The following is a 26,335-nucleotide window of genomic DNA, read 5'->3' on the forward strand; positions in this document are numbered from 1 at the left end:
ATCATCTCAGCGCACCGCCTTCCGGGGCGTCGCGGGGACGCTGCGGGACAGCAGTTCGCGCGCCAGCCGCTCGGCCGCCTCCGCCTCCCGGGCCTCGATGTGGGCGGCGAGCCGCAGATGCGTCTCGACGTCGAGGAGTTCGGCGGTCCGCAGCTCGTCGGGCACGTCGGCGACCGGGAGCGTACCGTCCAGCAGGCTGTTGAAGGCGAGCAGGTAGGCGACGTTCCCGGAGCCCTCCACGATCAGCCGCCACCAGGCGATGTCCGCCTCGCCCAGTTCGGTCAGGTCGGGCCCGCTGCGCGCATAGTGGCCGGCGGCCTCGACGATCCGTGCGGCGGCGTCCTCGGAGCAGCGCAGCGCGCACAACCGGGCCGCGTCGGCGCCGATGCACGCCCGCATCTCCAGGGCGTCCCTCGCGAGATCCTCCACCGAGGGCCCGCTGTCGGCCGCGGCGATCCCCACCGCGAGGTCGAGCCCGGCACTGCGCCGCCAGTCCAGGACGAGCGTGCGGCCACCGTGGCTGACCTCGACCAGCCGTGCCTGCTGGAGCCGTTTGACCGCTTCCCGGACGGCGTGCCGGTTCACCCCGAACTCGGCGGCCAGTTCCCGTTCGGCGGTGAGCGGTGAGCCGGGCGCCGGCTCCCCGCCGAGGATCCTGTCGCGCAGTACGGCGAAGAGCTGGTCCGAGACCGCCTCACGCCGGATGGGTCGCTGGGTCATGGCGAACAGGGTGGACGGCGACGGCCGACTGGTCAACTGGTTGGACCAGATGGGCAGCCGCCCTTTTGCAGCGCGGCTTCGGGACTCGGTGTGGTCGTCGGTCGTGGTGTCCGCGCATCGGCCGTCGTCGGTACGACGGCCGATGCGCGGACGGGGGTGGGCTGCGGGGCCCCTCACCGCCGCCGCCCACCCGGCATGGGGGCCTAGGTGTCGGTCACGGCGCCCAGGGTGCCTCCACGGCCCAGGTGGTGTCCTCCGTGAAGAGGGCGGGGTTGTCCCAGGTGTGGGTGCCGCCGGGGGTGGCCAGCCACAGCTGGGCGTCGTAGTGGCGCAGGTACTGCTCGGGGAAGTTGTAGGCGGACAGCCGCACTCCCCCGTTCGCGCCCCGGACCGGGCAGAACGTGGCGTCGGCCCGGTACAGGTCGCCGCCGCCCGGTTCCTTGTAGACGCGGAACTCTCGGTGGCGCAGGTACTCGCCGGGGTAGTTGCGCGATTCGAAGGAGTAGCAGGCGCCGTCGGCGAGGCCGGGGACGATCTTCCAGGTGGCGTCGTTCTTCAGCAGGGCGTCGCTGCCGCTGCCGACGACCTCGGTGTGGACGACGCCGTCCTTGTGACGGACGTACCGGTCGGTGTAGCCGGGTGTCGTGACGCGGAGGGACTTGTACTGGTTGCCGGGCAGGGTGAGCGGGGCCGTCGATCCGCGTGAGGCGTCGATGAGGGCGCGGTTGGCGGCCCGGACGCGGGCCTCGTCGACCTTGACGATCTGCCGGTCGTAGGTGAGCAGGCCGTTGGCCTCGTTCTCGACGTCGGTGATCTCGGTGTAGACCGAGGCGGACAGGCCGCGCGGCATGCGCACCTCGCGGATGGCGTCGAGCAGGCCGACGAAGCGGTTGTTCAGGTGGGCGGTGTCCGACTGGTCCTCGTAGCTGAACCCGCCGCCGGGGTACCACTCGTGGCCGGCGACCTTGTAGCCGAGTCCGCCGTACTCGCCGAGCACGGCGGCGCGGGTGGCGCTGGGCACGGTGTTGCCGGGGCCGACGTAGACGTGGTGGTCGACGACGTCGCCGTTGCCGCCGTCCACGGAGCCGCAGCAGTTGACGCCGCTCATGTTGTCGGCCAGGCGGGAGGGGTCGTACGCCTTGACGTGGTCGGCGATGCGGGCCTGGTCGTACTGGCCCCAGCCCTCGTTCTCGTCCACCCACATCACCAGGGACGGCGAGCTGCGGTGCTGGTCGATGACGCGGTCGTACTCGGCCTCCCACTGGGTGCGGGCTGCGGAGTCGGGGGTGCGCAGGTCCATGGCGGGCATGTCCTGCCAGACCAGCAGTCCGAGCCGGTCCGCCCAGTAGAACCAGCGCTGCGGTTCGACCTTGATGTGCTTGCGGACCATGTTGAAGCCGAGGTCCTTGTGCTTCTGCAGGTCGTACCTGAGCGCGGCGTCGGTGGGTGCGGTGTAGATGCCGTCCGGCCAGTAGCCCTGGTCCAGTGTGCCGGTCTGGAAGACGAACTGCCCGTTGAGGACGGGTCGCAGGACGCCGTCGACGCGCGCCAGGCCGATGGAGCGCATGCCGGTGTAGCCGCCCACGGAGTCGACGGCCGTCGTGCCGGAGAGCAGGTCGGCCTTCACGTCGTAGAGGAAGGGGTCGTCGGGGGTCCACAGGTGCGGGCTGGGCACGGACACGGTGAACTCGCCGCCGACCGGTCCGGTGGCGGTGCCCGCCGTGGTGCCCCCGGCGGAGACGGTGACGCGTGCCTGCCGGCCGTTCGTCCCGGCGCCGCGCACGGTGACCTTCAGGCGGTTGTTCGCCGGGTCGGGCACCATGTCGAGGCGGGTGATGTGCGCGGTGGCCGTGGGCTCCAGCCACACCGTCTGCCAGATGCCGGACGCGGCGGTGTAGAAGATGCCGCCCCCGGAGTGCGGGGTGACGTCGTTGATGCGCTGCTTGCCGACGGCCTGGCCGCCGGTCTGGGTGGGGTCCCAGACGGAGACGACGAGGGTGTTGGTGCCGCCGCCCAGCAGGTCGGTGATGTCGTAGGAGAAGGCGTCGTAGCCGCCGCTGTGGACGGCGCCGGCCTGGCGGCCGTTGACCCACACGGTCGTACGCCAGTCGCTGGCACCGAAGTTGAGCTGGACGCGGCGGCCGTTCCAGTCCGAGGGCACGGTGAAGCTGCGTTTGTACCAGAGCTTGTCGTTCTGCGTGATCTTCCGCTGGATGCCGGAGAGCGCGGACTCGGCGACGAAGGGGACCCGGATCTGTTCGGTGAACGACGCGGGCTGGCCGGCGTCCGCGGAGGTGACGGCGAAGTCCCAGATGCCGTTGAGGTTGGCCCAGTCGGGCCGGGTCAGCTGGGGGCGGGGATACTCCGGGAGCGGTTTGTCGGTGGGGACCTGGTTGGTCCAGGGGGTGGTCATGGGCGCCGGCTCGGGGGCCCAGGCCTGCGCGGCGGCGCTCGCGGTGCCGGACGCGGTGAGGGCCGTGCCGCCGAGGAGTGTCAGCGCGGCCAGCGCGGTGGTGGCCCACCGCGCCTGTCGTCTGAACCAGGGAAGCGGTGAACGCAGTGCGGGTGACGGACGCATCGTGGCTCCTTGACTGGTGGGGGTGGGAGACGTGCGTGTGCGAAGGCGGCACGGTCGGCGGGGAATCCCGGTCCGGTCGCCCGGTACCGGATGCGGCGGCCGCGGTCGGAGGAGGCACGGCTGCCGCGTCCGGGGCTCTCACATCAGTTGCCGCCGGCGGCCCAGCCAGGTCTGGGAGACGACGACGACGGCCAGGAAGCCACCGCTGACGACCTGCTGGTAGGAGGAGTCGAGGGAGCCGATCTGGTTGATCACGTTCTGGATCACCTTCAGCAGCAGGACGCCGGCCAGGGATCCGCCGGCGTAGCCGAGTCCACCGGTCAGCAGGGTGCCGCCGATGACGACGGCGGAGATGGCGTCCAGCTCCATGCCGCTGCCGAGGATGGTCACGCCGGAGGCCAGCCAGGCTGCGTTGAGCGCCCCGGCCAGGCCGGCCAGCAGCCCGGACAGGGTGTAGACGAGGATCTTGGTGCGGGCCACCGGGGCACCCATCAGGGCCGCGGCGTCCTCGTTGCCGCCGACCGCGTACACGTGCTGTCCGAACCGGGTGCGGCGCAGCACCAGCGCGCCCACGACGAACAGCGCCAGGGTGATCCACACCGGATTGCCGAGGCCGAGGGTGGTGCCCTGGCCGAGTTCGGCGAGGAAGGAGCCCTTGCCGATCAGGTAGGTGTCGGCGCCCTCGTCGGTGAGGGTCAGCATCAGACCGCGTGCGCCCAGCATGGCTGCCAGGGTCACGATGAAGGGCGCGAGCCGGGAGCGGGCCACCAGCAGGCCGTTGACGACGCCGATCAGCGCGCACACCGCGAGGGGCAGGAGCAGGGCCACCAGCGTGCCGTGGCGTGACCCCCAGGCCGCCAGGACGCCCCCGAGGGCGAACAGGGAGCCGACCGAGAGGTCGATCCCGCCGGTGATGATGACGAAGGTCATGCCGAGGGCGACGATCGCGAGGAACGCCGAACTGGTCGCCATGTTGGTGACGTTGTCCCCGGTGGCGAAGGAGTCGAAGCTGAACGACGCCACCACGGAGACGATCACCAGGACGGCGAGCGCGCCGTGCTGCTGGACGAGGGCGCTGAGCCGCTCGGAGCGGGCGGAGCCCACCGGCTCGGAGCTGCCGGCCGGTGCGCCGCTCGGGCTGGTCGCGGGCGTGTCCGTCTTGGTGGCGGTCATCGCTTCCCCCGTCCCCGTGCCGCGTAGACCGCGGCGACGATCACTATGGCCTGGGCGATCTGGGTCCAGGAGGGCGGCAGATCGTGCTTGATGAGGGTGGCGGTGAGCAGCTGGATGAGGACGGCTCCCGCCACGGTGCCGCCGATGTTGACCCGGCCACCGGTCAGCGGGGTGCCGCCGACGACGACGGCGGTGATGGCGGACAGCTCCATCAGGTTGCCCAGCGAGGTCGGGTCGCTGGCCTGGAGGCGGGCCGTGGCCAGCACCCCGGCCACGGCGGCGAGCAGCGCGGAGACGATGTAGACGACGATGAGCACGCGGCGCACCGGCAGGCCGGCGAGCTGGGCCGCGGGACGGCTGTCGCCGATGGCGAGGAGCTGCCGGCCGAAGGTGGTGCGGCGGACCGTGAAGGCCACCAGGAGGGCCAGGGCGGCGGCGATCAGGATCAGATACGGGACGCCCACGACGTCGCCCGAGCCGAGGGACGCGAGGGAGTCGTTGTGCAGGTCCTTCAGCTGCGGCAGCAGGACCAGGGCGACGCCCCGGCCGCCGACCATGAGGGCCAGGGTGGCCACGATCGGCTGCACGCCGACGAACGCGACCAGCGCCCCGTTGGCCAGTCCCACCGCGGCGGCGAAGAGGGCCACGATCAGCAGCGACGGCAGGAGGCCGTAGCCGAGGTAGAGGGCGGTGACGGAGGCCGCCAGCGCCATCACGGCACCGACCGACAGGTCGACGCCCTCGGTCCCGATGACCAGGGCCATGCCCAGCGCGACGATGACGACGGGGGCGACCTGCACGGCCTGGGTGCGGAAGTTCTCCGCGGACAGGAAGTGCGGGGTGATGGCGATGTTGACGATCAGCAGCAGTGCCACGCCCGCGTAGACGCCGTAGGTCTGCAGCCACTGCAGGACACGGGCCTTGTCCAGCGGGGTGGCGCGCAGGGTGGCTTCAGCCATCGGTGACCGCCTCCCCCACCGCGTCCCGCGCCGGAAAGTCACCGGCGATGGTCCGCATCAGCCTGTCCTCGGTGACCTCGTCGCCGGTCAGCTCGCCGACGACGGCACCGTCCTTCAGTACGACCACGCGGTCGGACCCTTCGATCAGTTCCTCCAGGTCGGAGGAGATGAGCAGGACGCCCAGGCCGTCGGCGGCGAGTTCGTCCACGAGTTTCTGCACCTCGGCCTTGGCGCCGACGTCGATGCCGCGGGTGGGCTCGTCGAGGAGCAGCACCTTGGGGTTCATCGCGAGCCAGCGCGCCAGGAGCACCTTCTGCTGGTTGCCGCCGGAGAGTTCGCCGACCTTCTGCCGCGGCGAGGACGCCTTGATGCGCAGCCGCTCGACGAAGGTGTCGACGATGCTGTCGACGCGGGCCTCGGAGACCAGGCCGAAGCGGGAGAGCCGGGGCAGGACGGCGAGCGCGATGTTCTCCCGGACCGACAGGCCGGGGACGATGCCCTCGCTCTTGCGGTCCTCGGGCAGCAGGCTGATGCCCGCCCGGATGGCGGCGGGGGTCGAGCCGCCGCGCAGCGGGACCCCGGCGACCGTCACGCTGCCCGAACGCAGTGCCAGGGCACCGGAGATGGCCTTCGCCGTCTCGGTGCGGCCGGAGCCGAGCAGCCCGCCCAGTCCTACGACCTCTCCGGGCCGGATGCTGACGGAGACGCCGTGCAGTTTGTGCGGGACCGTCAGTTCCCGTGCGTCGAGGACCGGTTGGGCGTCGGCCGCGTGGTGGTCCCCGGTGAACTTGGTCAGGCCCTCCTTGCGGACCTCGCCCAGTTCCCGGCCGAGCATGGTGGACACCAGCGTGAGGCGGTCGAGGTCGGCGAGGCGGCCGTGGTGGACGCGCCGGCCGTCGCGCAGCACGGTGACCGTGTCGCACACGGCGTACAGCTCGTCGAGGCGGTGGCTCACGTAGACGACCGCGATGCCGTCGTCACGCAGGCGACGGATCACCGAGAAGAGGGTCTCCACCTCGCGTGGTTCGAGGGAGGAGGTCGGCTCGTCCATGATGACGATCCGCGCGTCGGTCGCCACCGCCCGGGCGAGGGCCACCATCTGCTGGGCGCCGACACCGAGGGTGCGCAGCGGCTGCCTGACGTCCACCCGGACGCCGTAGGCGCGCAGTGTCTGCTCGGCCTCCCGGTGCATCCGGCCGAAGTCGAGCAGTCCGAACCGGTTGCGCGGTTCGCGGCCCAGGAAGAGGTTGCGGGCCACGCTCATCAGCGGGATGAGGTTGACCTCCTGGTAGATGGTCGAGATCCCCGCTTTCTGCGCCTCCAGCGGCGTACCGAAGGAGACCGCGCGGCCCTGGAAGGTGATGTCCCCGGCGTCGGGGCGGTGGACGCCGGTCAGCAGTTTGATGAGGGTCGACTTGCCGGCGCCGTTCTCGCCGATCAGGGCGTGGACCTCGCCGGCGTGCAGGGTGAGGTCCACGTCGTCCAGGGCCCGGACGCCGGGGAAGGTCTTGCTCAGTCCGCGGACGGCGAGGACTTCGGCGGGGGGTGCCACCTGTGCCTCCAGGAGAGAAGGGGTCGTGGGAGGACGGCGGGGCCCGGGTGTACGGGCCCCCGGGGGTCAGTACGCCTTGCCGATCTCCTGCTCGGCGTTGGCGGCGTCGTACGCGTTGTCCTGGATGATGACGTCCTGGGGGACTTCCTTGCCCTGGGTGAAGGTGTCGAGCGTCTGGAACGCCAGCGGACCGAACCGGGGGTTGGACTCGATGACACCGCTGATCCAGCCGTCCACGATGCCCTGGACCGCGTTGCGCGTGCCGTCCACGGTGACGATCTTGACGCTGCCGGGCTTCTTGCCCGCTCCCTTCAGCGCGGCGACCGCGCCGAGGCCCATCTCGTCGTTCTCCGCGTAGACGCCCTTGATGCCCGGCTTGGACTGGATCAGCTGCTCGGTGACCTGCTGGCCCTTCTCGCGGGTGAAGTCACCGGTCTGTTCGAAGACCACCTTCAGGTCGGGGGCCCTCTCGGCCATGCGGTCCTTGAAGCCCTTGGTGCGCTCGATGGTGACGTTGTTTCCGGCCGCGCCGAGCAGGATCGCGACCTCGCCCTTGCCACCGGTCGCCTTGATCATCTCGTCGGCGGCGCGCTTGCCCTGCTCGACGAAGTCCGAGGCGATGAAGGAGACGTAGTCCTTGCAGGCCGTGGCGTTGATCTTGCGGTCGATCGTGACGATCGGGACCTTCTTCGCGGCGGCGGCCTGCAGCACCGGGTCCCAGCCGTCGGAGTTGAGCGGTGCGATGACCAGCAGGTCGGCGCCCTTGGCGAGCAGGTCCTGAACGTCGCTGATCTGCTTGGAGAACTGTGACTGGGCGTTGGCCGTCAGCAGTTTGACGCCCCGCTTCTTCGCCTCGTCCTTGATGGACTGCGTCTCGGCGATGCGGAACGGGTTGGCCTCCTTCTCCGACTGGGAGAAGCCGATGGTGGCGCCCTTGAGGTCGAGCTTCTTGCCGCCGTAGGCGTCGATGGCGCAGGTCTTGCTGCCCGGCTTCGGCGTGACGGCCTTCTGCTCGCCGCCGGCGGCGGCCGTCGAGGACTGCTGGGTGTCCGACGCGTCGTCCTCCGACTTGGTGCAGGCGGTGGCGGCCAGGGCCACCGCTGCGGCCAGGGCCACGGCCACGGGACGGGCGAGGAGGTGCGGACGGCGAGTGGTGCGCTGCATGGTGACCCCGATCCGGGTGACGCTGAAAGGGAGTTGGGGAGGTGGGTGGCGAGTTCAGACGGTGCTTCTCCCCTGGCGGGAATCGTTGTCAGGCCCGCCGCAGGAAGGTTTTTACATCGTTGGAAGAACGCTGTAAACCCCTTGTGCAACACCTGCGAGCACGACACCGAGGCCGAGGGGTCGAACGGGGAGCGAACGGGGATCGATCCGGGATCACCCAGCCGCCCTCCGGAGGGGCATGCAAGGCGCCGCTCCAGCGGCCGCGACCAGCACCGACAGGCATGTCAGTGGGGCATGGGTGTTCCCGACTGCGACGCCGACCGTCGTCTTCCGGTACGTTGCCGGAGGGACACGGCCGGACGCCGGAACGGGCCGACGCTCTTGACGGACCCTCATGGATAGTCCATTGGGCGGCATCTGACTGCCAGTCCCATGAGAAGAAGTACGGCTGGCCGGACGACTTCGCCATGCCGAACGTACAGCCGAGGCGGACCGTCATCGGTTCGCTGTCGGGAAGGGAGCAATCCGGTGAGCCATGGGACGAGGGCCGCCGGTGCCGGGCGGCGGCGTCAGCGATGCCCGGGCGAGCGGCGTCAGCGGTCCTTCACGCCGCGCCCGCCGGTCCCCGCCCCACCGTGCTCTCCCGCTCGACCAGGCGGTAGTCCGCCCGGATCCGCCGGGGTTCGGGCGGGCTACCGCCGAGCCGTGCGAGCACCGACTCCACCGCGAGCCGGCCGATGGCCTCCTTGTCCGGTGACACGGAAGTGAGGGTCACGACACCGAAACGCCCCTCGACCACGTCGTCGAACCCCACCACCGCGATGTCCTCCGGCACCCGCAGTCCCCGCTCGTGGAGCACCCGCATCGCCCCGATGGCCATCGGGTCGTTGTAGGCGAAGACCGCGTCGGGGCGCCGTCCGGTGTCCAGGATGCGGTTCATGGCCGCCGCGCCGTCGGCGTGCCCCCAGCCGTCGGTGGCGGCGACGAGTCCGTCGTCGGCCGACAGTCCGGCGGAGACCAACTCCTCGCGCCAGCCGCGCACTCGCAGTTGGGCGGGCTCGCTACGGCCGCGCCGGGCGCCGATGAACGCCACCTCCCGGCGGCCCAGGCCGACCAGGTGCCGGACGGCGGCGCGGGCGGCGGCGACGTTGTCGATGGCGATGTGGTCGTACGGAAGGTCGTACTCCCGCTCGCCGAGCAGGACCAGCGGCACGTTCTCCGCCCGGTCGCGCAGGTCCTCGGTCTCCAGCTCGATGGGGCTGAGGATCAGTCCGTCGATGACCCGTGCCCGGAAGCCCTGGCTGACCAGGATCTCCTGTTCTCGGCGCCCTCCGGTGTGGTCCAGGAGCACGATGTAGTCGTGCTCGGCGGCCGTGTCGATGACGGCTGCGGCGAGTTCGGCGAAGTAGGGGTTGCCCAGTTCGGGCAGGGCGAGCGCGATGATGCCGGTGCGCCCCTTGCGCAGGTGCCGGGCGGCCAGGTTGGGCCGGTAGCCGAGCGCGTCGATGGAACGCTGGACCCGTTCACGCATGGCGGGCGTGACGTGCTGGTAGTTGTTCACCACGTTGGAGACGGTCTTGATGGAGACCCCCGCGTGCGCGGCGACGTCTTTCAGGCTGACCCGCACGACGATCCCTTTCCAGAACGGCCCGACTCGGATGGTCGGTGCGGGTCCGGTGTCGTCATCGTGAGCCGATCGCCGAGCCCCAGCGTCGGGGTTTACAACGTTATACATGCGCACTGCCGCACTGACAAGGCGCCGGAAAACGCCTGCCCCGCCGGTCGCCGGTCGGCGTCGGGCGGGCCGGATGAGAGCGCGTTGCGGCTACGGCTGCGGCCGCACCATCGGGATATCGGATTTCGGGCGAGGTGTCACGCGGGCGCCCGTCGCCTGTCTGCCGGTCTGCCGGTCACGACGCCCCCTGGCCGCCCGGTACGCATCCACCTACCAGGGGGGACTGCGCCGGCATCACGCTCGGCACAGCCCCCCCCTCCCCCGATATTCAATGAGGTCCCCGGTTGTGGTCGGGCCTGTGAGAAAGAGACTGCCTTCGGAGGATTCCGGTCGCGATGCCTTTCATGTGTGGCCAAAAGGGTGCGGTGACCAGACGATGGGACGCATGCTGCGCGTCCACTTCACCGAGGCCGACCTGCGTCAGATCTCCGTCGCCCCCGTCCCCAACGCGTTACTGGAAGCCGCGCTCAGCGTGCGCTTCTTACGCACGGGACCGACCGGCATGGTCCGGCCGCGTCCCGGCCTGTCGGAATGGCGAAGAAGGATCATCCGCAGCGTGGTCCCTCGGGCCGGGGTCCTGCTGGACCTGGATCCCCGGGAAGGCGGCTTGCTCGACTTCTTCATCCACCCGTCGACGCCCGAGATCACCGCCGGTGTCGAAGTGGCCGCGAGGACACCGGTCGACGAGTTGGCGGCCGAGATCGCCGTCCTCGACCGCCGTGCACGCGAGAGCCCTCGGTTGCGCGAACTCGCCGAGGGCACCGCCAAGGGCCGGCAGATCCTGGCGCAGGACACACTGCGCTACTTCGGCTCCACCCTCGCCCCGCTGTGGCCGCAGCTGCAGGCCAGCGCGGCCGCCGACCGGGCCCTGCGCGCAGAGACACTTCTGCGGGGCGGCGTCGACGCCATGCTGGCCACCCTCGTCCCCGGCTGGCACTGGCACTCACCGACCTGGATCGTCCCCTCCCCGTGCGACCCCACCGACCTGCACCTGGCCGGCCACGGCCTGATGCTCGTCCCGTCCTACTTCGCCCAGGGCCCGATGTACGGGCGCGTCCCCGGCGAGCCCTGGACCCTGATCTACCCCCTGCACGCCGACGAGCAGCCCACCCATGCCGCCGACACCCTCGGCCCCCTGCTCGGGCGCACCCGCGCCGCCGTCCTGGCCAGCCTCCGGCACCCGGCGACCACCACCGAGACAGCCGACCGGGTCGGCATCTCGCTGCCCTCGGCCAGCCAGCACACCACCGTCCTGCGCAACGCGGGACTCATCACCACCACGCGCACCGGCACCGCGGTCCTCCACACCCTCACCCCGCTCGGAACGGCCCTCCTCCACAGCGACACCGCCACCCCATAGCTCCTACGGGCGGCCTGCCCCGGCCCGGAGGGTGTCCCGGCAGGGCCCCTGAACGTTTTCGGGTCCACCGGCGTCACCTTGGTGACCGACCCGAAGGGGGGCCATCATGATTGCCGGACATTCCCGTGCCCGTGTCCTGTCCGCCGGCGCGCTGATCGCGACCTCGCTGTGCCTGACCACCGCATGTGGTGCGGAGAGTTCGACGTCCTCCCCGAGCGCCGAGGGCAGTGTCCTCAAGGGCGCCGAGGCGCAGGGCACAGCCACCTCCTGGAAGGAGCCTGCCTCGTACGTCTACACGCTGACGTCGACCACGGACGTCCTGGCGGGGACCTTCCGGGTCGAGGTCCGCAAAGGGTCGGTGACGAAGGTGGCCGGGCTCGACGAGGACAGCCGGCGGCAGGTACGGGAACAGCACGTCGAAGTGCCCACCATCGGCGGGCTGTTGAAGCGGCTGGAACAGGCCCGCGGTGACAACGCGGAGACGGCGGAGGCGGAGTACGCGGCGGACGGGCACCCCGTGCGGATCTCACTGGACTGGGACAAGAACGCCATCGACGACGAAGCTCTCTACGTCATCAGCGCCTACGAACCGGCCTCCGCCGGCTAGGGGGTTTCGTTCGGATCAGGTCGGATCAGGCCGCGGCGTCCGGTGCGGTGCATCGCATGGCGGAGGATCACCCGCGTACCGGGCGTACTCGGGTGGTCCGACAACGCGGCGAGGTGCCGTGCCGGGCGTCGCGGACCCGGGCTGATCCGAACGAAGCCCCCTAGGTGCACGGACCACGGGCCGGTCCGGCGGATCATGCCGGACAGGCCCGTGGTCCCGAGGGGGGCTCAGCGCTTGAGGGTGAAGGTGAAGTCGCCGGAGAGCTTGCCGCTCAGCCGGACTGCCGAAACGAGCTTCCCCTCTATGATGAGTCGCTCGACCTCGGCCCGCGAGAGACCGCAACCGTCGGCGATCAGCCGGACCGGCCGGACAGGGATCCGCGCCGCGAAGCGGACCGATACGTCGATCACCTCGCGGTCCAGGTGGTCCGATCCGCCGGTGTCGAGGCGCCAGGCGTTGTCCCAGTCGAGGGCGATGCGATTACGGCGCTGCACGACCGGATCCCGGAGCAGCTCAGCTGCCAGGCCAGGGTCGTTGTCGTGCATCCGGTCCAGCAGCTCAGGTCGTACGGAGCGCACGTTCATCCGCTCCAGGACCGTGAGCTTCGCCGTGTCCCCGCAAGCGGTGCACAGCACGAGGAGCCAGGCGTCGAGGAGCTTGTGGTTTGCGTTGACGCGAAACTTGCCGTTCGCCTGGAAGCGCTCGGTCGCGCACGCGTGGCAGCGGCGGAGAACGGTCGGCAGGCAGGTGGGCATGACCACCCAGTTGTTGAGCACAGAAGTACACCGGTTTCAGTGAGAAGTCCGCAGCAAGAAGCAGCGCGGCGCACATGTGCGACGCGCGACAGATCAGCGCTCGGGAGGTCTCACAGGGTGTACAACGGCATGTCCTTGACTGGGCGACTTGGTTCGGCAGCACGGTAATGGCGCACAGCGGCGCTGCTCCACTGGTTTTCGAGCGCCTCACCGCCAGGTTCCATCCGGCGGATCATGGACGAGGCCGGAGCCGGATCGCGGCGACGGTGACGGTGACGGTGACGTGGAACGGCCCGGCTCGCCCGCTCCAACGCCCGCCCCGCCGACCCGCCTTGGGCAGATGTGGCTTCAGCCGGGCCCATCAGGATGCCCAGGAAGAAGACGGCGTCCCTCCGGTCGGGCCGCCGGGTCCGCCGAGGCGCCTCCACGGTGAGCGATGTCCGGTGACCGGGCGGCAACCGGGCGTGTTCCGTGACCTTGCCCTTCTGCGTGGGCAGCGGGTCGTGCAGCGTGGCAGCCACCAGACATCCGTGTTGCGATGGAAGGACGTGGAAGTCCGGCCCCAGTGCACAACTGTGCGGCCCCTGACGGATGGAGCGATCATGGCACGGAACAAGCCGCTCAAGGCCCGCGACATCATGACGGCGGGCGCGAAGTGCGTCGGTCAGCACGAATCCCTGCAGGACGCAGCGAGGCTGATGCGCGAGATGCAGGTGGGCGCGCTGCCGATCTGCGGTGACGACGACCGGCTGCAGGGCATGATCACCGACCGGGACATCGTCATCCGCTGTGTGGCCGACGGGGACGACCCGGCCCAGGTCGAGTGCGGTTCGCTCGGCGGCGACCTGCACTGGATCGACGCGGACGCGTCGGCGACGGACGCCCTGCATCTCATGGAACAGCACCAGGTGAAGCGGCTGCCGGTGATCGACGTGCAGAACGGCCACCGCCTCTGCGGGATGATCTCGGAGGCCAACCTCGCGCAGAACCTCACCGACAGGCAGATCGCCGAGTTCGCGAGCCGCGTGTACGCGGGCGCCCACTGAGGTACCGCGAACCGGGGTCCACGGAACGTCGGCCTACGGAAACGGAGCGTCGAATCCCCGGTGGACAGTGACCGTGCGGCGCCCGTGCACGAGACGGCGTCTCGCCCCTCAGGGCGCCGACGGTGAGCGCCTCGTCCGCGGTGCCTCCCCGCGATCAGCGCCGACCGGGCCCGGGGACGTCACCGGTGGTTTCCCCGAGCACGGTCAGGCGGCGGCGGTACTCGTCCTCGTCCATCTCGCCTCGGGCGAAGCGTTCGGCGAGAAGCTGCTGGGGAGTGGGTCCGGGCGCCCGGGCGTCGGTACGGTCGCTGCTCCCTGCCGGCTTTGCGAGGGCGCGGTACAGGAGGACGGCCAGTGCGATGATCAGGGCCCAGAAGAGGATCATGCCGACGGACATGGCGAACCAGCCCCAGCCGCCGACGTCGTGGTCGTACCAGAACATCACGGTGACTCATCTCCTCCAGAACTCCAGGCGCCCGGCCCGGTGTCTGTGGCCTTCGAAGCATCCGCTACCCACGCTCGCCCGGGTTGCGGGGCTCGTCATGAGCCGGTGAGGCCAAGGCGAAGGGCCGATGGGTCCCTGTGCCCTGTGGGGGCCCAAGGTCCCTGGGCTGGACCGGGCGGCCCGTGGTGGAAGACCGGTGGCGCGCGCACGCTGGGATCAGGAACACCACGAAGGGAGCCGGAGCGATGACCTCCGCCACCACCACGAACACGGCGCTCCCTGCCGAGCACCGGGAACGGCTGATGTGCCTCGCCCGCGAGGTCTCCTTCGAGGCCGGGACCCGCCTGTTCGAGGAGGGCCGGCGCGCCGACCGCTTCTGGATCGTCCGCACCGGCACGGTCGCCCTGGACCTGCGCGTGCCCGGCCGCCGTCCCGCCGTGATCGAATCCCTCGGGCACGGCCAGCTGGTCGGCTGGTCCTGGCACTTCCCGCCGTACGTCCGGCACCTGGCCGCCGAGGCGACGAGCCCGGTGCGGGCCTGGGAGTTCGACGCCGAGGCGGTCCGGGCGCTGTGCGAGAAGGACGCCGAGTTCGGCCGGGCGATCGCGGTCTGGGTCGGGCGGGTCGTCGTTCAGCGGCTGCACGCCTCCCGGCTCCGCCTGCTCGACCTCTACGCGCCGTACGGCAGCGGGGGCCTGACATGACCGCCGTCTCCCGGCCTCGTCGGCGTTTCGAGGAGGAGGGCTTGGCCGGCGGTCCGCACCGTGTGGGAGACGTGATGACGCGTGCCGTCGTCGCGGTGGGCCGCAAGGCCGTGTTCAAGGACGTCGTCGAACGCATGGAGCAGTGGGAGGTGAGCGCCCTGCCCGTGCTGGAGGGCGACGGCCGGGTGATCGGGGTGGTGTCGGAGGCCGATCTGCTGCACAAGGAAGAGGTCCGTGACAGCGATCCGGACCGGATCCCCCGGACGCTCCGGATGTCCGATCCGGCCAAGGCCGGGGCGGTGTGTGCCGAGGAGTTGATGAGCACCCCGGCCGTCACCGTCCACGCCGATGCCACGCTCGCCGAGGCGGCCCGCATCATGGCGCTGCGCCACGTCAAGCGGCTGCCGGTCGTGAACGCCGAGGGCGTCCTCGAAGGCGTGGTCAGCCGCGGGGATCTGCTGAAGGTGTTCCTGCGCCCGGACGACGACCTCGCCGACGAGATCCGGCGTGACATCGTCGACGTCCTCTTCCCCGCGCCGATCGAGCCCGTGCACATCATGGTCACCGACGGCGTCGCGACCCTGACCGGACGCGTCGAGGACGCCGCCCGGATTCCGCTGGCCGTCCGGCTGGTCCAGGGCGTGGAGGGGGTCGTGGGCGTGGACTGCCGGCTCACCGCGGGCGACGCCGAGTGATCCGTGGGACGCCGAGTGATCCGTGGTCACGGGATCCGTGGTCTCGGGATCAGGCGGGTGGGTCACGTCTGATCAGGCGGGTGCCGGCCGCTGCGGGGCCGACAGGTCGGGGTCGAGGTCCGGGTGGCGGCGCGGTCCGGCCAGGGCGCAGTGGACATCGACGACGCCCGGTACGGCCCGTGCCAGCAGCGTGGCGACCGGTACGAGCGCCGTGTCGTCGACGCGGCCGGTGAGGGTGACGACTCCGTCGTGCACCGCCACGCCCACGGGTGCCATGCACGTGCCGAAGAGGCGTACGACGACCTCCCGCCGTACTTCCTCGGCGATGTCCTCGTCGTCGCGCAGGAAGACCTTCAGCAGGTCGGAGCGGCTGACGATACCCTTCAGCGCCCCGTCGTGGCCGACGACCGGCAGCCGTTTGACCCTGCCGCGGGCCATGAGGCGGGCGGCGTGGGCGAGCGGGGCCTCGGGAGCCACGGTGACGGCCGGGGCGGTCATCAGCTGCTCGGCGGTCACCGCCTCCGCCTTGCGGACGTCGGCGGGGTGCCGTACGCCGCCGTAGTGGCCCAGGTCGCTCTCCCGGTACTCCTCCTTGGGCAGTAGATCGGCCTCCGAGACGACGCCCACGACGTACCCCGCGCCGTCCAGCACCGGAAGGGCGCTGACGCGCCACTCCTGCATGACCTTCACGATGTCCTTGAACGACGCGCCCGTGCGCAGGGCGACGACCGTCCGGGTCATCACGTCGTTCACGGTCGGAGTGCCGTCCATGGCGTCCTCCAGTGGCTCGGATGCCGTGCTTCGACCTCTTCAGGCTGCGGCCACGGACCCGTTCGCGACCATGGGCCGAGTGGCCCGTCCACGGGACCGGGCGGGGCCGGCCGGCGATTTCCGGCCCACTGGCGGCACGGCGTCCACGCCCCGGGGCACGTGAGGGCCGGTCGGCCCGTCCGGCGGGACCGAGAGGGCCTGTCCCGGCGACCGGCTCCGTTCCAGGCTGGGAGGTACGGAGACCGGCGAGCCGAGGAGTGGCGTCATGGTCCGCTCTGTGTACGACTTCCAGGACGGCAGCCGTGACCTGGCCGGTCTGCTCGGCGGCAAGGGCGCGAACCTGGCCGAGATGGCTCGGCTGGGTCTGCCGGTGCCTCCGGGTTTCATCGTCACCACCGAGGCCTGCCGGGCCTTCCTGGCCACCGGTGAGGAGCCGGAAGGCATGTCGGCGGAGGTGTCCCGGCACCTGTCGGCGCTGGAGACGACCGCCGGGCGGCGGCTGGGGCAGGCGGACGGTCCGCTGCTGCTCTCCGTCCGCTCCGGTGCCCGTTTCTCCATGCCCGGCATGGTGGAGACCGTCCTGGACATCGGTCTCGACGACGCCTCCGTGCTCGGCCTCGCCAAGGCGTCCGGCAACGAGCGATTCGCCTGGGATTCGTACCGTCAGCTCGTCCAGATGTTCGGCACCACGGTGATGGGCGTCGACCCCGTCCGGTTCGACGAGGCCATGACCCGGCTGAAGGAGTCCCGCGAAGCCCCCGAAGACCTCCATCTGGACGCGGGCGACCTGGCCTGGCTCGTGGAGACGTACAAGAGGGTGATCCACGACGACACGGGCCGCGCCTTCCCCCAGTCCCCCGCTCAGCAGCTGCGGGAGGCGACTCTCGCCGTGTTCCGGTCCTGGAACACCGAGCGCGCCCGTGTGTACCGGCGGCGCGAGCACATCCCGGACGACCTGGGCACCGCCGTCACCGTGCAGCGCATGGTGTTCGGCAACCTCGGCCCCGACTCCGGCAGCGGCGTCGCCTTCACCCGTGACCCGGCCACCGGCCGCCCCGGTCTGTACGGCGACTACCTGCCGAACGCCCAGGGCGAGGACGTCGTGTCGGGCGCCCGGGACGCCGTGCCGCTGACCGAGCTGAAGCGGCTGGACCCACGCCCGTACCTGCGGCTGCGCGATCACGCGTCCTGGCCGAGGTCGGTGCGGAGACCGGCACCCCCGTCCGCTGCCCCATCGGTACGATGATCGAGCTGCCGCGGACCGCGCTCACGGCCGGCCGGATCGCCGCGGAGGCGGAATTCTTCTCGTTCGGCACCAACGATCTCACCCAGACCACCTGGGGCTTCTCCCGCGACGACGTGGAGGCCGCGTTCTTCTCGGCCTACCTCGACAAGGGCGTCTTCGTCACCTCGCCGTTCGAGACGCTCGACCGCGAGGGGGTGGGCCGACTGGTCCGGATCGCCGTCGAGGAGGGTCGTGCGGTCCGCCCGGATCTGGAGACCGGTGTCTGCGGGGAGCACGGCGGCGATCCGGAGTCGATCCACTTCTTCCACGGCGCCGGCCTGGACTACGTCTCCTGCTCGCCGTTCCGGGTGCCGGTGGCCCGTCTTGAGGCCGGCCGGGCGGCGCTGAGCGGCGTGGACGCCGGTGACAGCCGGTGACAGGGACTTCCGGCCCCTCGGTGGGGCCCGACCGGCCGTGGAGGGCACGCGTGTCGTGGACGACAGTGAGAACAGGAGCGGCACCGACTCCCCTCGGTGTCGCTCCCGACCACGGCATCGGCGGAGCGACCGCAGCCGCCGTCGAGAGTGACGCATCCGAGAAGAAGTCAGCCATGATCCCCAGCGACGTCCCGGCACCCCGGCGCCTCGATCTCGGCCATGCCGAGGCGTTGCGGCTGCTGGGCAGCGTGTCGCTGGGCCGGATCGTCTTCACCCGGCAGGCCCTGCCCACCGTCCGCCCGGTCAACCACGTCCTGGACGACGGGGACATCGTCATCCGTACCCACGAGGGCGGCGCCCTGACGTCTCACGCCCGGCAGACCCACGGCACGGGTGTCGTCGTCGCGTACGAGGCCGACGCCATCGACCCGGACACCCACCTGGGCTGGAGCGTGGTCGTCACGGGGTACGCCCAGCTGGTGACCGACCCGGCCGAACTCGCCCGCATTCGCCGCATGTTGCAGCCGTGGGCACCTGTGGAGGGCATGGACCAGACCGTGCGCATCCACCCGGAGCTGGTCACCGGTGTCCTGCTCACGGAAACGAGCGGCACGGCGACGACATCCGGCCGACCGTGACGACATCCGGCCGACCGGGTACGGGAACGGCGGGAACGGTGGAGGCGGTACGCGTACCGAAGTGCGCGTACCCTCCCCTGTGCTGCCGCGGCGGCCGCTCACACGGTGATCCGGCGTCCCGTGACGGCGCCGGGATCGATCCGCACCCACAGCACCCGCGCGCCGCCCGCCCATGGCTCGCTGTACGCCCGTTCCGCGTATCCGCGCCGCTCCTGCGGATCCGTCACCGTCCGCGCGAGGCCGCGCACCAGGACGCTCCAGCCCTGGCTGAACGCGTCGTCGATGCGGTCGACTTCGAAGGCGACGCGGCAGCCGTTCGCGAGCGCCGGTGTCGCGCCGTGCGCGGTGCGGAACACGATCGCGCCGTCCACGACGCTGTAGTTGACCGGCGTGATCACCGGGCCCGTGGGCGTGGGGACCGCCAGCCTGCCCACTCCGTGCGACCCGAGCAGGGCCCGGCACTCTCCGGCGTTCAGTTCGGTGAAACGGGGCTCACGTACGGCGCGTCCCCGGCCGGGCGGCAGGTCGACAGCGCCGCCGGTCAGTTCGGCCACGGTCGTCTCCAGGGCATCGGCCAGGCTGGTCAGCGGGCCGATGCCCGGGGCGGCGCCGGGATGCTCCTCCAGATAGCCCAGGTAACTGGACGCCATGTCGGCGCGCGCCGCCACCTCCCCTCGAGTCAGACCGAGCTGTGCTCGTCGGGCGGCCGGCCGGCGACCCAGGTCGCCCATTGGCGCCTGCGCCGCGACGTTCGCTCCCGCCTGTCCGGTCATGGCCGACGCGTCCGTTCTCCGTCAGGCCGCGGGAACGGCCACTTCCGCGTGCGGCTTCCCGCCGAGCACCACCTTGAGCGCGCCGGTCTCACCGGCCCGGGAGAAGACCTCGTACGCCTCCTCCATCTGCTCCAGCGCGAAGGTGTGGGTGACCAGTTGCCCGGTCGGGAACCGGCCGGCCGCGGCCATCCGCAGCAGGGTGGGCGTCGAGCGGGTGTCCACCAGGCCTGTCGTGATGGTGACGTTCTTGATCCACAGGTCTTCGAGGTGCAGCGTGGCCGGTCTGCCGTGCACGCCGATGTTGGCGACGTGCCCGCAGGGGCGGACCATGCGGGTGCACAGCTCGAAGCTCTCCGGTACTCCGACCGCTTCCATGACCACGTCCGCGCCGAGTCCGTCGGTCAGGTCGGCGACGAGTTGGCCGGGTTCCTCACGGACGTCCGCGACCGCGTCGGCGCCGAGCCGGTGGGCGGCCTCCAGCCGCGCCGGGGCCAGGTCGACGGCGATGATGCGCTCGGGGGCGAACAGGCGTGCCGTGGCGATCGCCGCGAGGCCGATGGGCCCGGCGCCGACGACGGCGACGGTGTCGCCGGGGCGTACCTGCCCGTTGAGGACGCCGACCTCGTAGGCCGTGGGGAAGATGTCGGCGAGCAGGACGGCGTCCTCGCTGCGCAGGGTGCCGGGCAGCGGGTGCACGGACAGGTCGGCGTAGGGCACGCGCACGTACTCGGCCTGGGTGCCGTCGATGAGGTGGCCGAGGACCCAGCCTCCGCCGCCCCGGCACTGGCCGTAGGAGCCGTCCCGGCAGAACCGGCAGCGTCCGCACGAGGTGATGCAGGAGATCAGCACGCGGTCCCCGGGCCGTACGGTGCGCACGTCGCTGCCGGCCTCGACGATCTCACCGACCGCCTCGTGGCCGAGCACCGTTCCGGAGCGGATCTCGGGGACATCGCCCTTGAGGATGTGCAGGTCCGTTCCGCAGATGGTCACGGCGCCGACCTTCACGACGGCGTCGGTGGGCTCCTTGATCGACGGGTCCGGGACGTCCTGCCAGGAAGCCTGTCCGGGGCCGTGGAAGACGAAGCCTTTCATGACAGTCCTCATCCTCTTCCGTCTTGTCGCGGGACCCGGTTCCGGCACGGCACCAGGGGACGCGGGCCGGGCTCCGGCCCGATGCCGGAAATGCCCCGCTCCTTCAGGCTGGACCGTGCGCGCGGAGCCGCGCTTGGGCCGTCCGGCCCTCGTGCACCGCCGAACGGCGACCATCGGCTCACCGGGCCTCCCGGCCCGGAAGCGGGGCCCGGGCGGCCTGTCGGCGAGGCCCGTCGGCCCCTGTGGACCCAGGCCCGCCGGAGCGACCGTCGTAGTAGTCGCCCCCGGACGAGGAGGTGTTCGGCCCATGAGCACCACACGGCGGCTGTGGCGGTGGCGGAGCAATCCGCTGCGGCGGCACGAGGACATCGTCGAGGCCTGGATCGTGCTGGCCGTCTGGACGATCGCCCTGGTCGGCGGTGCCCTCGCCGGACTGGTGACGGTCCGCGCCGCCGAGCACGGGTTCGCGGAACAGCGCGCCCACCGGCATGCGGTTCGCGCGGTCCTGCTCGCCGACGCGCCGCACGGCGTCACCGCCGACCGGCCGGCGAACGGCCGCGTCCGGGGCGCGGTGCGCTGGGCGGCTCCCGACGGCACCTCCCGTACCGGGCCCACGCCGGTGAACGCCGGTCTGGAGGCCGGAGCCCACGTGCCGGTCCGGCAGGACGACCAGGGCAGGCTCGCGGACGCACCTCCGACGGGTCGTGCCCAGGGGCACGTCGAGGCCGCCCTCTTCGGTGCCGCGGCCGGCCTGGCTGTCGCAGCACCGGCCGTCGGCGCGGGGGCCTTCGCACGAGCCCGGCTCGACCGGCGGCGCATGACCCGCTGGGGTCAGCAGTGGGACCTGGTGGGACCCCGCTGGGGCCCGAAGACGGGTTGATGCGTGGCGGGGAGGGCGGCCTCCCTCGTACCCGCCGAGCGGACGGCCGGACGCGGATGGTTCCGTCGCCGTGATGGTTCAGTCGCCGTCCGCGGGGGCGAACCGGTCTCTTCCGCATGCGGTCGCAGGTGGTGCGGTCGCGGGGTGGCCGCAGCCCGCGGGCTCAGACAGGCTCGGGTACGACGGCCACCGGGCAGGCCGCGTGGTGGAGCACGCCGTGGGCGACGCGGCCGAGTTGGAGCCCGAAGTGGCCCTTGCGGCGCCGCGCGCCGACGACGAGCAGGTCGGCTTCGCGGGACGCGGCCAGCAGGGCGTCGCGGGCGAAGCCCTCGATCGTCCGGCGTTGCACCCGCAGGTCGCTCGGGACGTCGCGCAGCGCCTCCGCCACCCTTTCCGCGGCCTGCCGCTCTTCGAGGTGGGCCGGTTCTCCGACGGCCGGCGGATGCGCTCGGGGTTCGTGCAACGGCCGGCGCCAGGCCCGTACAGCATCCAGCGGGACCCCGCGCAGCAGGGCCTCCTCGACCGCGAACCGTACGGCGGCCGAGTCCGCGGGCTTCTCACCCACCCCCAGGAGGATCCGGCCGTGTGTCCCCGAGCGGGCCTGGTCGTCGTGGCTTGCGCGCAGCACGACCACCGGACAGTGTGCGTGTCCGGCCACCGTGACACCGACCGAGCCGAGCAGTGCCTCGGCCAGACCGCTGCGGCCGCGGCACCCCAGGACCATCACGAGAGCACCGCGGCTCTCCCGTGTCAGGACGTACTCGGCCTCCTCCGGCACGACGTCGGTGGTGACCTTCACGCCCGGCTGCCGATGACGGGCGTTCCGCTCGGCGGTCCTGACGATGTCCTCGGCCATCACCTCCTCCGACGGTCTCCCGAGGTCTTGTGCCAGGGACGCGCCTTCGTGGCGCTCCCAGAGCGAGGCGTGCACCAGCCGGAGCGACGCCCCGCGCAGGGCTGCCTCGTCGGCCGCCCACTGCACAGCCCTCAGGCTCGGTTCGGAGCCGTCGACACCGACGACGATCGGGAGAGCGACGGGCTCGCCGAAGGCCCGCTCTGCCGATGCCTCCATGGGTCTCCTCCTCGTGGTGGCGGCTCAGCTGTGCGCGACGACCGCGACGGGGGCGGCGATGTGGTGCAGGGCGGACTGGGTGACATGGCCGATGCGGGCCCTGAGCAAGCCGGTGCGGATGCGCCGGCCCACGACCACCAGGGAGGCGTCACGGGAATCGTCGACGAGCACCTGCGCGGCGCTGCCGCAGCGGCTCGCCTCCCTCACCTCGACGTCCGGGAACTTCTCCCGCCAGGGACGCAGTACCTTGCTCAAAAGCGAGGCCTGCCCGCGTTCGAGGGAGTCGTGGAGTTCCGTGTCACCGGGGAAGCGGGAGGTCGGCGGCCCGGGCCAGCCGTGCACGACCCGCAAGGGGGCGGCGCGGCGCGCGGCGGCGTCGAAGGCGAACTCCAGCAGGGTGTCGTCCGGGGCACCGATGTCGAGGCCGAGCACCACGGGCCGGAAGGGCGCCGCGGCGGACGGTACGCCCGCCGGATCCATCCCGTGCTCGTCGGCGGCCTGCTCCCCCGCCCGCACCAGCACCACCGGGCGCTCGGCGCGGGCCACGACGGCCAGGCTCGCCGAGCCGACCATGAACCCGCCGAGCCCGCCGAGGCCGCGCGAGCCCAGGACCAGCAGGTCGGCGAAGCCCGCCGCCTCGCACAGGACGTCGGCAACGGTGCCCGTCAGCTGCTCCGTGGTCACTTCGACGCCCGGGTGGCGAAGCCGGATGCCGTCCGCGGACTCGCGTACCAGCCGCTCGGCCCAGTGCCGGTAGCCGTCGAGGTCCAGCAACGGGGTCGGGGCCACGTACCACGGCGTCGGCTCCTGGACGTGCACGATCTTCAGCGGCAGGTTACGCAGCAGCGCTTCGCGCGCCGCCCACTCGGCTGCGGCCCGGCTCTCGGGCGAGTCGTCGAGGCCTACGGTGACGGTGCGGGACACGGTCTCCACCTCCCGGTGTGAAGGTTCCGGCAACAGCGTGGCGGGTCGGCGCCCGGCCGGATCAGGGGCCACACGGCCCGCGCGGGGACCGACCGGCCCTCTGCGACGCGAAAGCCGTACGGGCCGTACGGGGGCCGGACGGCCCCTGGCCGGTCCCCGGCCGCACGGCACACCCTGGAGGAGTCCGGACACCCCGTCGAGGCGCTCACGGAGTCACCATGTACGGCACCTCGCTCATCGTCAGCGATGTCATGACCCAGACGGTCGCCGCCGTCGGCCGACGGGCCCCCTTCAAGGAGATCGTGCGGCTGATGCAGGACTGGCGGGTGAGCGCCCTGCCCGTGATCGAGGGCGAGGGCCGGGTGGTGGGTGTCGTCTCCGAGGCCGACCTGCTGCCCAAGGAGGAACTCCGCGACGACCCCGACGCGGCCTACCTCCAGCTGCGTCAGCCCGTCGACGTGGCGAAGGCCGGCGCCCTCACCGCGGGAGACCTGATGTCCTCCCCCGCCGTCACCGTCCGGGCGGGCACCACCGTCGCCGAGGCCGCGCGCATCATGACGCTCGAGGGGGTCAAGAGGCTGCCGGTGGTGGACGACGCCGGCCTGCTGGCGGGCGTCGTCAGCCGCGCCGACCTGCTCAAGGTGTTCCTGCGCGGGGACGAGGACATCGCCGAGGAGGTCCGGCGCGACATCGCCTCGTACCTCTTCCCGCCACCGTCGTCAGCCGTCCAGGTGGAGGTGCACGATGGTGTCGTGACAGTCGTGGGCCGGGTCCGCGACACCGCCCTCGTTCCGGTGACGGCGCGCCTGATCAGGGCCGTGGAAGGGGTGGTGGACGTGGAGTTCGACCTCGCGCATGACGGTCCGGGACGCTAGCCGGAGGGAGCGTCGCCGACGCCTCCGGTGCAGCGTGCACGGGCCCGTACCGCTGGGGCCGGCAGGCCTGCCGAGGGGACCAACGGCCCCTGGCAGGCCGACGGTGCCGAAGCCTTCCATGGAATCGGCGGCGGCGGCCCTGCGCGCCACCGCATAAGGAGGCGAGGGCGATGCCGGCTCCCGCACCGGTGGAGAAGGACCAGCATGCGCAGACCGGAGGCGACCGTGTCCCGGCCCGGTGAGCGCCGGCCGATCGTGGTGGGCGTCGATCCCGAACCGATCCATCGGATGGCACTGGCCTGGGCGGCCGACGCGGCCGCCCGGCGGCGGTTGCCGTTGCGCCTGGTCCACATCGAGGGCGTGCCCACCAGGGGCTACCGGAGGCGGGAGGTCCCGCCGTCGTGGGAGGAATGGAACGAGGCGCTGCACACGGCCGGCAACCGGGTACTGGACGAGGTCACGGACTTCGTGGCGGCCCGGCACCCGCAGCTCGAGGTGGACGCCCTGCTCGCCGAGGGCGACCCGGTGTGGGTGCTGCGCGAGCAGAGTCGCGACGCCACCGCCGTCGTGCTGGGCTCGCGGCGCCTGAGCCGGAAGCAGGAGCTGTTCGGCTCCGCGTCGGTCGCCCTGCCGGTCATGGCCCACACCCGCTGCCCCCTGGTGGTCGTCCCGGAGCCGGAACACATCACCCAGGAACCCGCGTACTACGTCGTCGGCGTCGACGGCAGCGAACACTCCGCCGCCGCGGTCGACGTGGCGTTCGAAGAGGCGGCCCTGCGCGGCGCGGAGCTGCGGGCCCTGCTCGTCTGGGAGCCCGGGCCGCTGAGGCTCTTCGACGAGTACGAGCCACAGCAGGAGTGCCGCCGCCTGCTGTCCGAGGTCGTGGCGGGACGCCTCGCCCGCTTCCCCGAGGTGGACCTGCGTCACGAAGTGGTCTCCGGGCATCCCGTCAAGGTGCTCACCGACGCGTCGGCCCATGCGCTGGGCCTGGTGGTGGGGACCCGGGGCCGTGGAGGCTTCGCCGGCATGCTGCTGGGCTCGGTGAGCCAGGGCGTGCTGCACCACGCCGCCTGCCCCGTCATCGCCGTTCCGACGCGCGGGTGAGCGGCCGGACCGGCAGGAAGGAAGACCGCCGTGACCGTACGGATTCCTGACCTGGACGCCGTCACCGGGCTCGTCGCGGACGCCGCCGCTGCGCCCTCGCTGCACAACGCGCAACCCTGGACCTTCCGCTACCTGCGGGACAGCGGTGTCCTGCGTCTGTACGCCGACCTGGGGCGCGCCCTGCCGCGAACCGACCCGGACCATCGAGGCCTGCACATCGGTTGCGGCGCCGCGCTGCTCAACCTGCGTGTCTCCGCCGCGGCGGCGGGTCTGGCCCCGCTCGTCCGGTTGCTGCCGGACCCGGCCTGCCCCGAGTTCCTCGCCGCAGTGGATCTGTGCGGCACCGGACCACCCGACGAAGCGCTCGCCCGGCTGAACCCGGCGATCCCCCGCCGTCACTCCAGCCGCCTGCCCTTCCGCGACGAGGCGATCCCCGCCGCGGAGAGGGAGATGCTGTCCGAGGCGGCTCGTGCCGAGGCCGCACAGCTGTTGTTCCCGGGCGCCTGGCACGTGCAGTCGATCCTTGAGCTGGTGCGGGACGCCGAAGGCAGGGAGGCGGTCGACGCGGAGGTGCGCGGGGAGACGGCGCGGTGGACGCGCACGGAGCCGTCGGGTGTCGCCGGCGTGGCCGACGGCATCCCTGGCGAGGCGTTCGGTCCTCGCCAACGCGGTGCCTCGGCGCCCGTGCGTGACTTCGCCGTCGGCCGTCCGATGCCCGACCGCGGTTGGGCGCCCTTCGAGAAGAACCCGGACATCGCCCTGCTGGGTACGGCCCGCGACGGGCCTGAGGACTGGCTCCGTGCGGGTCAGGCACTGGAACGGGTCCTGCTCCGGGCCACCGCCGACGGCCTCGTCGCCTCGATCACCTCCCAGCCCCTGGAGTGGCCCGAGATCCGGTGGGCCGTCCGCGACCCCGCCTCGGCCATGGCGCACGTCCAGATGGTGATCCGGCTCGGCTACGGCCCCGAAGGCCCCGCGAGCCCACGGCGGCCGGTGGCCGATCTGCTCGAGGTCCTCTGACCGGGATCACCGTCCTGTGCGCCCTCGAAGC

Annotated in this window: 25 protein-coding genes and 1 pseudogene; 11 read left to right on the plus strand and 15 right to left on the minus strand. The window is 71.8% G+C overall.

Annotation, left to right across the window (positions count from 1 at the left end; translation table 11 throughout):
- Positions 1 to 6: 6 nt before the first annotated feature.
- From ACZ5CW_RS19235 to ACZ5CW_RS19265, 7 genes are all read right to left on the minus strand, one after another.
- Positions 7 to 720 (minus strand): FadR/GntR family transcriptional regulator, encoded by a 714-nt coding sequence (locus tag ACZ5CW_RS19235; protein WP_468602763.1) that lies wholly within the window; start codon positions 718 to 720, stop codon positions 7 to 9.
- 214 nt (positions 721 to 934) lie between these two features.
- On the minus strand, positions 935 to 3,298 hold the full coding sequence (locus ACZ5CW_RS19240) for an AbfB domain-containing protein (protein WP_468602765.1): 2,364 nt from the start codon (positions 3,296 to 3,298) through the stop codon (positions 935 to 937).
- Positions 3,299 to 3,436: 138 nt separating this feature from the next.
- Positions 3,437 to 4,471 (minus strand): ABC transporter permease, encoded by a 1,035-nt coding sequence (locus ACZ5CW_RS19245; RefSeq protein ID WP_468602767.1) that lies wholly within the window; start codon positions 4,469 to 4,471, stop codon positions 3,437 to 3,439.
- Positions 4,468 to 5,430: an ABC transporter permease gene (locus ACZ5CW_RS19250; protein WP_468602769.1), complete on the minus strand. Its 963-nt coding sequence runs from the start codon at positions 5,428 to 5,430 to the stop codon at positions 4,468 to 4,470. The genes ACZ5CW_RS19245 and ACZ5CW_RS19250 overlap by 4 nt, the downstream gene beginning before the upstream one ends.
- Positions 5,423 to 6,982: a sugar ABC transporter ATP-binding protein gene (locus ACZ5CW_RS19255; protein WP_468602770.1), complete on the minus strand. Its 1,560-nt coding sequence runs from the start codon at positions 6,980 to 6,982 to the stop codon at positions 5,423 to 5,425. The genes ACZ5CW_RS19250 and ACZ5CW_RS19255 overlap by 8 nt, the downstream gene beginning before the upstream one ends.
- Positions 6,983 to 7,048: 66 nt before the next feature.
- Positions 7,049 to 8,146 carry an ABC transporter substrate-binding protein gene (locus ACZ5CW_RS19260; protein ID WP_468602772.1) on the minus strand — a complete coding sequence of 366 codons (1,098 nt, stop codon included), beginning with the start codon at positions 8,144 to 8,146 and terminating at the stop codon, positions 7,049 to 7,051.
- Between the two features lie 604 nt (positions 8,147 to 8,750).
- Complete coding sequence (locus tag ACZ5CW_RS19265) at positions 8,751 to 9,773, minus strand: LacI family DNA-binding transcriptional regulator (RefSeq protein ID WP_468602774.1); 1,023 nt, start codon at positions 9,771 to 9,773, stop codon at positions 8,751 to 8,753.
- A 493-nt stretch (positions 9,774 to 10,266) separates the two neighbouring features.
- Here ACZ5CW_RS19265 and ACZ5CW_RS19270 point away from each other — a divergent pair, with 493 nt between their 5' ends.
- Together ACZ5CW_RS19270 and ACZ5CW_RS19275 are read left to right on the plus strand one after the other, a co-directional pair.
- Positions 10,267 to 11,241 (plus strand): ArsR/SmtB family transcription factor, encoded by a 975-nt coding sequence (locus ACZ5CW_RS19270; protein ID WP_468602776.1) that lies wholly within the window; start codon positions 10,267 to 10,269, stop codon positions 11,239 to 11,241.
- A gap of 106 nt (positions 11,242 to 11,347) precedes the next feature.
- Positions 11,348 to 11,848: a DUF6174 domain-containing protein gene (locus tag ACZ5CW_RS19275; RefSeq protein WP_468602778.1), complete on the plus strand. Its 501-nt coding sequence runs from the start codon at positions 11,348 to 11,350 to the stop codon at positions 11,846 to 11,848.
- Between the two features lie 227 nt (positions 11,849 to 12,075).
- On the opposite strand, the gene ACZ5CW_RS19280 is transcribed toward ACZ5CW_RS19275, so the two are convergent.
- Together ACZ5CW_RS19280 and ACZ5CW_RS19285 are read right to left on the minus strand one after the other, a co-directional pair.
- Entirely contained in the window at positions 12,076 to 12,624 is a 549-nt protein-coding gene (locus tag ACZ5CW_RS19280; protein ID WP_468602780.1) for a DUF1062 domain-containing protein, read from the minus strand.
- A gap of 89 nt (positions 12,625 to 12,713) precedes the next feature.
- A complete protein-coding gene (locus ACZ5CW_RS19285) occupies positions 12,714 to 13,124 on the minus strand; it encodes a hypothetical protein (RefSeq protein ID WP_468602782.1) in 411 nt (136 codons plus the stop codon).
- Between the two features lie 81 nt (positions 13,125 to 13,205).
- Here ACZ5CW_RS19285 and ACZ5CW_RS19290 point away from each other — a divergent pair, with 81 nt between their 5' ends.
- The gene (locus ACZ5CW_RS19290) at positions 13,206 to 13,649 is read left to right on the plus strand and encodes a CBS domain-containing protein (RefSeq protein ID WP_468602784.1); all 444 of its coding nucleotides are present in this window, start codon (positions 13,206 to 13,208) and stop codon (positions 13,647 to 13,649) included.
- 154 nt (positions 13,650 to 13,803) lie between these two features.
- On the opposite strand, the gene ACZ5CW_RS19295 is transcribed toward ACZ5CW_RS19290, so the two are convergent.
- Entirely contained in the window at positions 13,804 to 14,091 is a 288-nt protein-coding gene (locus ACZ5CW_RS19295; protein ID WP_468602786.1) for an SHOCT domain-containing protein, read from the minus strand.
- 248 nt (positions 14,092 to 14,339) lie between these two features.
- On the opposite strand from ACZ5CW_RS19295, the gene ACZ5CW_RS19300 reads away from it, so the two are divergent.
- Together ACZ5CW_RS19300 and ACZ5CW_RS19305 are read left to right on the plus strand one after the other, a co-directional pair.
- Positions 14,340 to 14,798: a cyclic nucleotide-binding domain-containing protein gene (locus tag ACZ5CW_RS19300; protein ID WP_468602788.1), complete on the plus strand. Its 459-nt coding sequence runs from the start codon at positions 14,340 to 14,342 to the stop codon at positions 14,796 to 14,798.
- A 74-nt stretch (positions 14,799 to 14,872) separates the two neighbouring features.
- On the plus strand, positions 14,873 to 15,493 hold the full coding sequence (locus ACZ5CW_RS19305; protein WP_468602790.1) for a CBS domain-containing protein: 621 nt from the start codon (positions 14,873 to 14,875) through the stop codon (positions 15,491 to 15,493).
- 72 nt (positions 15,494 to 15,565) lie between these two features.
- On the opposite strand, the gene ACZ5CW_RS19310 is transcribed toward ACZ5CW_RS19305, so the two are convergent.
- Positions 15,566 to 16,264, minus strand: coding sequence for a CBS domain-containing protein (locus tag ACZ5CW_RS19310; protein ID WP_468602792.1), 699 nt, complete (start codon positions 16,262 to 16,264; stop codon positions 15,566 to 15,568).
- A 265-nt stretch (positions 16,265 to 16,529) separates the two neighbouring features.
- Here ACZ5CW_RS19310 and ACZ5CW_RS19315 point away from each other — a divergent pair.
- Together ACZ5CW_RS19315 and ACZ5CW_RS19320 are read left to right on the plus strand one after the other, a co-directional pair.
- A pseudogene (locus ACZ5CW_RS19315) lies at positions 16,530 to 17,926 on the plus strand (PEP/pyruvate-binding domain-containing protein).
- Between the two features lie 173 nt (positions 17,927 to 18,099).
- Complete coding sequence (locus ACZ5CW_RS19320; protein ID WP_468602794.1) at positions 18,100 to 18,564, plus strand: pyridoxamine 5'-phosphate oxidase family protein; 465 nt, start codon at positions 18,100 to 18,102, stop codon at positions 18,562 to 18,564.
- Positions 18,565 to 18,662: 98 nt separating this feature from the next.
- Here ACZ5CW_RS19320 and ACZ5CW_RS19325 read toward each other — a convergent pair whose 3' ends face one another.
- Positions 18,663 to 19,337, minus strand: a complete 675-nt coding sequence (locus ACZ5CW_RS19325; protein WP_468602796.1) for a helix-turn-helix domain-containing protein — start codon at positions 19,335 to 19,337, stop codon at positions 18,663 to 18,665.
- A gap of 21 nt (positions 19,338 to 19,358) precedes the next feature.
- A complete protein-coding gene (locus ACZ5CW_RS19330; protein ID WP_468602798.1) occupies positions 19,359 to 20,429 on the minus strand; it encodes a zinc-dependent alcohol dehydrogenase family protein in 1,071 nt (356 codons plus the stop codon).
- 307 nt (positions 20,430 to 20,736) lie between these two features.
- On the opposite strand from ACZ5CW_RS19330, the gene ACZ5CW_RS19335 reads away from it, so the two are divergent.
- Positions 20,737 to 21,309 carry an Rv1733c family protein gene (locus ACZ5CW_RS19335; protein ID WP_468602800.1) on the plus strand — a complete coding sequence of 191 codons (573 nt, stop codon included), beginning with the start codon at positions 20,737 to 20,739 and terminating at the stop codon, positions 21,307 to 21,309.
- Positions 21,310 to 21,472: 163 nt separating this feature from the next.
- Here the strand turns inward: ACZ5CW_RS19335 and ACZ5CW_RS19340 are convergent, their stop codons facing one another.
- Together ACZ5CW_RS19340 and ACZ5CW_RS19345 are read right to left on the minus strand one after the other, a co-directional pair.
- On the minus strand, positions 21,473 to 22,381 hold the full coding sequence (locus ACZ5CW_RS19340; protein WP_468602802.1) for a universal stress protein: 909 nt from the start codon (positions 22,379 to 22,381) through the stop codon (positions 21,473 to 21,475).
- Between the two features lie 24 nt (positions 22,382 to 22,405).
- Positions 22,406 to 23,305: a universal stress protein gene (locus ACZ5CW_RS19345; protein ID WP_468602804.1), complete on the minus strand. Its 900-nt coding sequence runs from the start codon at positions 23,303 to 23,305 to the stop codon at positions 22,406 to 22,408.
- A 218-nt stretch (positions 23,306 to 23,523) separates the two neighbouring features.
- Here ACZ5CW_RS19345 and ACZ5CW_RS19350 point away from each other — a divergent pair, with 218 nt between their 5' ends.
- The 3 genes from ACZ5CW_RS19350 to ACZ5CW_RS19360 all read left to right on the plus strand — a co-directional run bounded on the left by ACZ5CW_RS19350 (position 23,524) and on the right by ACZ5CW_RS19360 (position 26,304).
- Positions 23,524 to 24,180: a CBS domain-containing protein gene (locus ACZ5CW_RS19350; protein ID WP_468602806.1), complete on the plus strand. Its 657-nt coding sequence runs from the start codon at positions 23,524 to 23,526 to the stop codon at positions 24,178 to 24,180.
- A 204-nt stretch (positions 24,181 to 24,384) separates the two neighbouring features.
- Positions 24,385 to 25,284 carry a universal stress protein gene (locus ACZ5CW_RS19355; protein WP_468602808.1) on the plus strand — a complete coding sequence of 300 codons (900 nt, stop codon included), beginning with the start codon at positions 24,385 to 24,387 and terminating at the stop codon, positions 25,282 to 25,284.
- Positions 25,285 to 25,314: 30 nt separating this feature from the next.
- Positions 25,315 to 26,304 (plus strand): Acg family FMN-binding oxidoreductase, encoded by a 990-nt coding sequence (locus tag ACZ5CW_RS19360; RefSeq protein ID WP_468602810.1) that lies wholly within the window; start codon positions 25,315 to 25,317, stop codon positions 26,302 to 26,304.
- The last annotated feature ends 31 nt before the right edge of the window (positions 26,305 to 26,335 follow it).

The organism is Streptomyces sp. NPDC031379, from assembly GCF_055569615.1.

Coding starts and splice junctions, on each gene's coding strand:
- ACZ5CW_RS19275 (WP_468602778.1), top strand. CDS start 11,348: ATGATTGCCGGACATTCCCGTGCCCGTGTCCTGTCCGCCGGCGCGCTG.
- ACZ5CW_RS19235 (WP_468602763.1), bottom strand. CDS start 720: ATGACCCAGCGACCCATCCGGCGTGAGGCGGTCTCGGACCAGCTCTTC.
- ACZ5CW_RS19310 (WP_468602792.1), bottom strand. CDS start 16,264: ATGGACGGCACTCCGACCGTGAACGACGTGATGACCCGGACGGTCGTC.
- ACZ5CW_RS19250 (WP_468602769.1), bottom strand. CDS start 5,430: ATGGCTGAAGCCACCCTGCGCGCCACCCCGCTGGACAAGGCCCGTGTC.
- ACZ5CW_RS19335 (WP_468602800.1), top strand. CDS start 20,737: ATGAGCACCACACGGCGGCTGTGGCGGTGGCGGAGCAATCCGCTGCGG.
- ACZ5CW_RS19320 (WP_468602794.1), top strand. CDS start 18,100: ATGATCCCCAGCGACGTCCCGGCACCCCGGCGCCTCGATCTCGGCCAT.
- ACZ5CW_RS19330 (WP_468602798.1), bottom strand. CDS start 20,429: ATGAAAGGCTTCGTCTTCCACGGCCCCGGACAGGCTTCCTGGCAGGAC.
- ACZ5CW_RS19270 (WP_468602776.1), top strand. CDS start 10,267: ATGCTGCGCGTCCACTTCACCGAGGCCGACCTGCGTCAGATCTCCGTC.
- ACZ5CW_RS19260 (WP_468602772.1), bottom strand. CDS start 8,146: ATGCAGCGCACCACTCGCCGTCCGCACCTCCTCGCCCGTCCCGTGGCC.
- ACZ5CW_RS19340 (WP_468602802.1), bottom strand. CDS start 22,381: ATGGAGGCATCGGCAGAGCGGGCCTTCGGCGAGCCCGTCGCTCTCCCG.
- ACZ5CW_RS19325 (WP_468602796.1), bottom strand. CDS start 19,337: ATGACCGGACAGGCGGGAGCGAACGTCGCGGCGCAGGCGCCAATGGGC.
- ACZ5CW_RS19305 (WP_468602790.1), top strand. CDS start 14,873: ATGACGCGTGCCGTCGTCGCGGTGGGCCGCAAGGCCGTGTTCAAGGAC.
- ACZ5CW_RS19240 (WP_468602765.1), bottom strand. CDS start 3,298: ATGCGTCCGTCACCCGCACTGCGTTCACCGCTTCCCTGGTTCAGACGA.
- ACZ5CW_RS19355 (WP_468602808.1), top strand. CDS start 24,385: ATGCGCAGACCGGAGGCGACCGTGTCCCGGCCCGGTGAGCGCCGGCCG.
- ACZ5CW_RS19295 (WP_468602786.1), bottom strand. CDS start 14,091: ATGTTCTGGTACGACCACGACGTCGGCGGCTGGGGCTGGTTCGCCATG.
- ACZ5CW_RS19290 (WP_468602784.1), top strand. CDS start 13,206: ATGGCACGGAACAAGCCGCTCAAGGCCCGCGACATCATGACGGCGGGC.
- ACZ5CW_RS19300 (WP_468602788.1), top strand. CDS start 14,340: ATGACCTCCGCCACCACCACGAACACGGCGCTCCCTGCCGAGCACCGG.
- ACZ5CW_RS19245 (WP_468602767.1), bottom strand. CDS start 4,471: ATGACCGCCACCAAGACGGACACGCCCGCGACCAGCCCGAGCGGCGCA.
- ACZ5CW_RS19350 (WP_468602806.1), top strand. CDS start 23,524: ATGTACGGCACCTCGCTCATCGTCAGCGATGTCATGACCCAGACGGTC.